9 protein-coding genes are annotated in these 7126 nt (G+C 72.7%); 3 read left to right on the top strand and 6 right to left on the bottom strand.

Features of this window, described 5'->3' with window-relative positions; all coding sequences use genetic code 11:
* Positions 1-785: glycerophosphodiester phosphodiesterase (locus VHA72_RS08560; RefSeq protein WP_325574228.1), on the bottom strand; the 785-nt coding region annotated here is incomplete at its 3' end.
* Between the two features lie 31 nt (positions 786-816).
* Complete coding sequence (locus VHA72_RS08555) at positions 817-1065, bottom strand: hypothetical protein (RefSeq protein ID WP_325574226.1); 249 nt, start codon at positions 1063-1065, stop codon at positions 817-819.
* Between the two features lie 24 nt (positions 1066-1089).
* Between VHA72_RS08555 and VHA72_RS08550 the strand changes: the two genes are divergently transcribed.
* Positions 1090-1956: an Fpg/Nei family DNA glycosylase gene (locus tag VHA72_RS08550; RefSeq protein ID WP_325574224.1), complete on the top strand. Its 867-nt coding sequence runs from the start codon at positions 1090-1092 to the stop codon at positions 1954-1956.
* Positions 1957-1960: 4 nt separating this feature from the next.
* Entirely contained in the window at positions 1961-2287 is a 327-nt protein-coding gene (locus VHA72_RS08545; RefSeq protein ID WP_325574222.1) for a rhodanese-like domain-containing protein, read from the top strand.
* Positions 2288-2376: 89 nt separating this feature from the next.
* Here VHA72_RS08545 and aat read toward each other — a convergent pair whose 3' ends face one another.
* Entirely contained in the window at positions 2377-3051 is a 675-nt protein-coding gene (gene aat, locus VHA72_RS08540; protein ID WP_325574220.1) for a leucyl/phenylalanyl-tRNA--protein transferase, read from the bottom strand.
* A 37-nt stretch (positions 3052-3088) separates the two neighbouring features.
* Between aat and VHA72_RS08535 the strand changes: the two genes are divergently transcribed.
* On the top strand, positions 3089-3784 hold the full coding sequence (locus VHA72_RS08535) for an EcsC family protein (protein ID WP_325574218.1): 696 nt from the start codon (positions 3089-3091) through the stop codon (positions 3782-3784).
* On the opposite strand, the gene VHA72_RS08530 is transcribed toward VHA72_RS08535, so the two are convergent.
* Genes VHA72_RS08530 through VHA72_RS08520 form a run of 3 tightly spaced genes read right to left on the bottom strand, consistent with a single transcriptional unit; the run spans position 3748 to position 7126 of the window.
* Positions 3748-4968, bottom strand: coding sequence for a hypothetical protein (locus VHA72_RS08530; RefSeq protein ID WP_325574216.1), 1221 nt, complete (start codon positions 4966-4968; stop codon positions 3748-3750). The two genes, VHA72_RS08535 and VHA72_RS08530, sit on opposite strands and share 37 nt — an antisense overlap.
* Entirely contained in the window at positions 4965-6026 is a 1062-nt protein-coding gene (locus VHA72_RS08525) for a hypothetical protein (RefSeq protein ID WP_325574214.1), read from the bottom strand. The genes VHA72_RS08530 and VHA72_RS08525 overlap by 4 nt, the downstream gene beginning before the upstream one ends.
* Positions 6023-7126 (bottom strand): hypothetical protein, encoded by a 1104-nt coding sequence (locus tag VHA72_RS08520; RefSeq protein WP_325574212.1) that lies wholly within the window; start codon positions 7124-7126, stop codon positions 6023-6025. The genes VHA72_RS08525 and VHA72_RS08520 overlap by 4 nt, the downstream gene beginning before the upstream one ends.

The raw sequence follows: 7126 nt of genomic DNA, 5'->3' as shown, positions 1-7126 counted from the left end.
GTCAGCCGGTCCAGCATGTACGCCGGCCGATCGGTGATCACCGCCTCGACCCCGAGCTCGAGGCAGAGGTCGAGGTCGGCGTCCTGGTTGACCGTCCAGACGTGCAGCCGGCGGGCGTCCAGGCGCAGCCGACGGCCGAAGCGCGGGTGGTCGCGCAGCTCGCCGATGCCGGGGCCGATCAGCCAGTCCGGGTCGACGAAGCGGCGCAGCGTGGGCCAGTACTGGGCACGCTCGACCAGCTGCACCAGCTGTACCGACGGGGTGAGTCGCTGCATCCGCTGCAGGGCGGTGTAGCTGAACGACATCACCCGCACCGGCGACCCCGGCTTGTCCCAGCCGAACTCGCCCAGCATCTCGGCCAGGCGACGCTCGGTCAGCCCGCCGTAGCGGGTCGGGTGCTTGGTCTCGATGGCCAGTTCGACGCGGCGGTCGTAGTCACGCACCGTCTCCAGCAGGGTGCGCAGAGTCAGCACCCGGTCGAGCCGTTCGTCGCGGTCGGGCTCCTCCACCCAGCCGGGCTTCCAGCGCGCCACGTTGAGCTGTTCCAGCTCTTGGAGCTCCATCACCGACACCACCCGGGGCACGCCGCCGGTACGGCGCATGGTGCGGTCGTGCACACAGACCAGATGGCCGTCGGCGGTGAGCCTGACGTCGCACTCGAGGGCTTCGGCACCGACATCGAGCGCCTCGACGTACGCACCGAGCGTGTGCTCGGCCCTGCTGTGGCTGGCGCCGCGGTGGGCGACCACCTGCGGTCTGGATCCGGGCCCGGCGGCCATGCTCATGGCCTCCATTGTGGCGCCCGAGGGCGACGAGTCAGCGAATGCCCCCCGTCGTGTTGGTGATGAGGATGAAGAGCACGAACAGCACCGCGCCCACCAGCGCGCCCAGGAAGGCATAGGTCAGCGCCGTCCAGGCGCCGGCGCGGGCTCGTCGCACCAGTCCCACCAGCGCCGCGACCGCCAGCACCGCACCCACCGGCCAGAGGAAGACGCCGACCAGGAACGTCGCGAACGCGGCCGGGATCGCGGGGGCCCACTCGACTCGATGCTCGGCGTCGTTCACGGCGGTGATCCTAGACTTCACCCCATGCCGGAGCTGCCCGAGGTGGAGGCGCTCGCGCTCGACCTGCGCGGGCGACTGAAGGACAGGGCGATCACCAAGGTCCATCTGGCTCAGTTCAGCGCGCTCAAGACCTTCGACCCACCGCTGTCGGCGCTCGAGGGCACGCTGGTCGACGATGTCACCCGGCACGGCAAGTTCCTCGACATCGAGGCCTCCGGGCTGCACCTCGTCCTGCACCTGGCACGGGCCGGCTGGGTGCGCTGGCGCGACGAGGTGCCGACCATCCCGCCCAAGCCGTCGCCGAAGTCGACCCTGGCGGCACGGATCGTGCTCGACTCGGGGGCCGGGCTCGACGTCACCGAGGCGGGTACGAAGAAGTCGCTGGCGTTGTACGTCGTGCGCGCGCCGCTCGACGTCCCGGGGATCGCCAGCCTGGGACCCGAGCCGATGGCGGACTCGTTCACGGTCGAGGTGCTCGGCGGCATCCTGCGCGAGGCCGGTCGCAAGCAGCTCAAGGGCGTGCTGCGTCACCAGGGCACCATCGCCGGGATCGGCAACGCCTACTCCGACGAGATCCTGCACGCAGCGCGGATGTCGCCGTACAAGCCGGCCGACTCGCTCTCCGAGGAGGAGCTGGCGAGGCTCTACGCCGCGCTGCGCGGCACCCTCGCCGCCGCCGTGCAGCGCTCCAGCGGGCTGGCCGCGAGCGAGCTCAAGGGCGAGAAGAAGTCGAACATGGCCGTGCACGGGCGCGCCGGACAGCCATGTCCGGTCTGCGGCGACACGGTGCGCGAGGTCAGCTTCGCCGACTCCGCGCTGCAGTACTGCCCCACCTGTCAGACCGGCGGGAAGCCCCTGGCCGACCGCCGGTTGTCGAAGCTGTTGAAATAGGGCCATGAGCATCCCCACCGTCGAGATCACCGGCGTCCCCGACCCGCTGCCCGTGCCCGTGCTGGACGTGCGCGAGGACTTCGAATGGGAGGCCGGCCACATCGAGGGCGCGCTGCACATCCCGCTCAACGAGCTGCCGGCCCGGGTCGACGAGGTGCCCGGTGGGCAGTTCCTGGTCACCTGCAAGGCGGGTGGGCGCTCCGCCCAGGCGGTGGCGTGGCTGGTCCAGCAGGGCCACGAGGCGGTCAACCTGGCCGGCGGCATGCTCGACTGGGAGGCCGCCGGGCGGCCGATGGTCTCCGAGAGCGGCGCCGCGCCGCAGGTCGTCTGAGGCTTGTAACACGCTGTCCACGTCACTAGACGGTCGTTGCAACGACCGTCTACTGCACCGAACGGCGTGTTACATGCGGCAACGGCGTGTTACAGCGAGAACGCCGCCGGCGAGCCCAGCGCCGCATCCAGCAGCCGCAGATAGTCCCGCCGTGGCACCTCCACGACGCCGAGCGACGCCAGGTGGGGGGTCCGCCACTGCACGTCGAGCACCCGCGGGCCGGGGGCGGCGGCGAGCAGCGAGACCAGGCCGACCAGCGCCGCCTTGGACGCGTCGGTGGCCCGGTGGAACATCGACTCCCCGGCGAACAGCCCGCCGATCTCCACGCCGTACAGCCCGCCCACCAGCGTGCCGTCGGACCACGCCTCGACCGAGTGCGCCCAGCCGAGCCGGTGCAGCTCGCCGTACGCCGCCATGATCGACCCGTCGATCCAGCCGCCTTCGCGGCTCGGGTCCGCACACGCGGCGACCACGTCGTCGAAGGCGGTGTCGACCCGGATCTCGAAGCGCTTGAGCGACTTGCGCAGCGACCGGGTCACCCGCAGCCCGTCCAGCGGCAGCACCCCGCGCGCGACCGGGCAGAACCACAGCAGCTCGCCGGGCACGTCGCCCGGCATCGGGAACAGTCCCAGGCGGTACGCCGAGAGCAGCGTGCCCGGCGCCAGGTCGGCGCCGACCGCGACCAGGTCGTCCAGCGAGGCGTCCAGCGCGGCCGACCGCAGGTCCGGCATCAGCCACGGAGTGGCGGCGGGCTCGGTCGGCACGGCTCGAAACTACCGTCGCCTCCGTAGGATCGGCGACATGAGCAAGAGCCCCGCGAAGAAGGTGGCCTCGACGGTCGGTAGTGCGCTTGCCCCGAAGATCGTGGAGTTCGCACCCGGGATGACCTCGAGCTTCGTGCAGCAGGCCCTGACCCGCGCCATTGTCGGGGTCGGCCCGCTGCCCGGGGCCGCGGCGGCGGCAGACAAACAGCTCGCAGAGCAGCACGGCGACGTCGACAAGGCGATCCGCGAGGTGATCGAGAACCACGTCGCCTACGCCGGCGTCGGTGGGTTCGCGACCAACATCGGTGGCCTGGTCACGGCCGCGATCACCATCCCCACCAACGTCACCGGCCTGGCCCTGATCCAGTGCCGAATGGTCGCCGGGATCGCCCACCTGCGCGGCTACAGCCTGGAGGACCAGCGCACCCGCAACGCGATCCTGGAGTGCCTGCTCGGCGAGGACAAGATCGAGCGCCAGATCAAGCAGAAGAAGCTGCCGGCACCGCCGATGGCGCTGGCCACCGCCCCCGCCTGCGACCCCGCTATCGCCACCGCGATCACCGCGCAGGTGGCCTCCGAGCTGCTCAACCGGGCGGTCGGCAAGCGGCTGGCCACCACCGTCGGCCGACGGATCCCGGTGGTCGGCGGCGTGGTCGGTGCGAGCGCCGACGGCTACGCCACCTGGCGGATCGGCCGCTATGCGGGCCGCGAGCTGCTGCCGCGCGCCCGGTAGTAGGCGCCCAGCGCCTTGCGGCCCATCCAGCTGCGCTCCAGCAGCCGGTACAGGCGCTCCTTGAGCTGGTGGACCGGGTTCATCCGGGCCCGGTCGAGCTCGGCACGCAGCACGGCGATCTCCCGGTGCAGCCGCTCCTCGCTGGCGCGCCGCCGGCCCACGTCCTGAACCAACGCGACGATCGACTCGGCGGCCGCCTCCACCACGTCCGGCAAGGCCGGCTCGTCCGGATCGGTGTACGACGAGGGCGGGTTGCCCTCCAGCTCGGCCAGCGACCCGATCACGTCGTACCCCTGGGTGCGCAGCTCGTCGATCCACGACGTCGCCAGCGACGACACCCAGGGGTGGATCGCCGGCGGCAGCGCGATCCGGGGCGAGCCGGTGCGGTGGGCGAGGGTGCGGTGGGCGAGCAGCTCGCGGACCAGCTCGCGGTAGTCGGGCGCCTCGACGGCGTCGTTGGCCAGCTGGTTGACTCGCCGGATGAGGTAGGTCTCGGGGATGCCGAGCCCGACATTGGTGCGGTCGGTGCCCAGGTCGAGGTCGATCCCGTCGAGCCCGAACGCACTGATGAACCGCTTCCACAGCAGGTCGCGCGGGCTGCCCGGCGGCGGCACCGTGACGATGTGGATCCGCTCCGGCGGCAGATCGTGCCGCCAGCGGTCGAGGATGTCGGGCAGCTCCTGCACCGCCCAGAACCAGGACGCGATCACGCCGCTGCGGCTGGGCTCGCGCAGCTCGTCGAGGAACTCGGCATAGCTGGCCGTGGTGCGGTGCTTGACGTTCTCCTGCCACTCCGCCGGGATCTGCCGGACCAGGTCGCGTGCGGAGATCACCAGATGCACCTCCGCGGGATCGCGCGGGTCGCCGTGGCCCAGCGAGCGCAACGCGCGCTCGGCCTGGCGGGCGGTCGCCCGGGCGAGGATCTCGTGGCTGACGATGACCGTGCCGTCGTGGGCGCGGACCTGTGCCGCCAGCGCGTCCCACGCGCCCACGGCCTGCTCCTCCAGGCCGCCCCAGGGCAGCCGCATCAGGTCCAGCGCGGCCAGGAAGTGCGCGTCGAACCGCTCGGCGGGATAGAGGATGCCGTGCTCGGCCAACAGCGGCCGGTTGCGGAAGCAGACGTCCTGCAGATAGGTCGTGCCGGTCTTCGGCGTACCGACGTGCAGCAGCACCCGCCCGCTCACGCCGTACTCCTCTCCAGCAGCATCCGCAGGCCCAGCTCAAGGACCGCCTCCACCGACGGCGACCCGCCGCCCGAGGTGCGCTCGACCGGGTCGAGGTGTCCCAGATCGCCGTGCACAGCGTAGCCCTCGGCGAGCAGCCCCTCGCGCTGCGCCCGGGCCTGGCGGAGCAGCCACGGCCGGAAGCGCGCGGGTACGGCGAGGGGCTCGCCCGGCTGGTCCGCCAGCCGTGGCAGCAGGCCGTGCCGCATCAGGTGCTCGCGCCGGTCGTGGCCGGCGAGCAGCCCGACCATCGGTGCGACCCGGCGGGCCAGGTCGACGGCGTTCGCGGCGACGGTCGGCGGCTGCGGCAGCGGACCCTGGACGCGCAGGATGTCGGGCAGCAGTGCCGGGTCGGTCACGATCCGCACACAGTGATGGCCCACCCGGGCCTGCCACCAGCGCGCCTGCCGCAGCAGGTCTGCCCGCGGCGGCAGCCGGTCGCTGCGGCGCAGCTTGGCCAGCCAGCCCTCCCAGCCGATCACGCCGTCGACCAGCGCCCGGCGGGTCCACGCGTCGACCAGCATCGAGCCCAGGTCGCGGCCGACCAGGAAGGTCATCGCCCGACCGCCGCCGGTCGGGTAGCCGCGTCGCACCAGCTCCTCCCGGATGGGTACGGCGAGCCACGGGTCGCCGTGCAGCCGGTAGCGCACCCGGCGGAACCGGGGCCGGCGCGGGCGCGGTGGCGCCGGGGCGCCGGCGGCCACCACGTCCTCGGCGAGCAGTCCGGTCACCACCCGCAGCAGCTCGGCGGGCGGCAGCGTGGCCGGGTCGACGGCGGGCGTGCCGAAGCGGTGCTCCGGCGTACCGCTCAGGGCGAGGTCGCCGCGGCCCCGTCCGACCAGGTCGGCGCGCAGCACCCGCTCCACCAGGTCCGCGCTCGGTCGGCCCAGCGCGTTGAGCCGGCGCAGCACCTCCAGCTGCTGGGCCCCCACCGGCGTCGCGAGGTCACCTTCGGCCCGTCGAAAGTCCGCCCACGGCGTCGTGCCGCCCGCCCGCAGGTGCTCGACCCACGCCGTCATCGGTGCACCGCCCGTCGGCCGGCCCGCTTCACCTTCGCGGCCAGGGTGGCGTCGGGGTCCTCGCGGCGGGCGGCCTCCTGCGTCATCGCGGCCAGGGCGTCGAGGGCAGCCTGCAGCTGCTTGCGCGGGCGTGGCCGATCGGGGTCGTGCCAGGTCGCCGCCGGGTCCGGGGTCGGCACCCGCAGGTCGGCCAGGTCGCCGACCACGTCGATCCCGCTCTGCTCCACCCACCCGATCCAGCGCTCGGTGAGCTCGCTGACCCATGGGTGCAGGGATGGCGGCATCCGGACCGTGTCGCTGTCGCGGTTGACCAGCACGCCTTCGGCGAGCATCAGCCGGATCAGCGCGTCGTACCGTCCGCCGGGCCTCTCCGAGCGCCCCAGCCGGCGGTTGAGCCGGCGGATCACCTGCGTCTCGGCGATCCCCAACGAGCGGTTCTCCCGCGGCCCCACCTCCGGCGCCCACGCCGGATCGATACCGCAGGCCAGGCAGAAGCGGCGCCACAGCTCGTCGCGAGGTACGTCGGAGCCTGCCGCGGGGACGGTCACCAGATGTACCTGCTCCGGCGGCAGTCCGGCCGACCAGGTGGTGAGCACCCGCGGGAGGTCGAAGACCCGGTAGAACCACATCCGCTCCTGCTGGAAGCGGCGCAGGAAGCGGGCGTAGGTCCAGCGCTGGCCCTGCTTGATGCCCTCCTGCCAGGCGGCAGGCAGCTGTCGGCCGAGGTCACGGGCGGTGTAGACCACGTGCAGCTCGGTGCCATGGCCGACGTCGAGGTCACGCCGGAGCCGCTCGACATGCTTGGGCTTGGCGCCGGCGAGGATCTCGTGGCTGAAGATCACCGTGCCGCGGTGGCGCCGTACCCGTCGGGCCAGGGCGTCCCAGGCACCGTCGCTGCGCGCGATCGGACCCTGCCAGTCGGTGCGGCCGAGGAGGTCGAGCGCGGCGCGGAACTGGAACAGCGTCGGCGTGGCGAGCGCCTGGCTGACGAAGTGCACGTCGTGGTCGGCCAGCTGCGAGGCGTTGAGCTCCAGGATGCTCTGGAGGTACGTGGTGCCCGTCTTGGGGGCGCCCACGTGCACGTACAGCCTGCGCCTCAT

Source organism: Nocardioides sp., assembly GCF_035547795.1.
GTDB lineage: Bacteria > Actinomycetota > Actinomycetes > Propionibacteriales > Nocardioidaceae > Nocardioides.
Note: the sequence above shows the minus strand (reverse complement) of the source record. Positions and strands in the feature narration are given on the sequence as shown.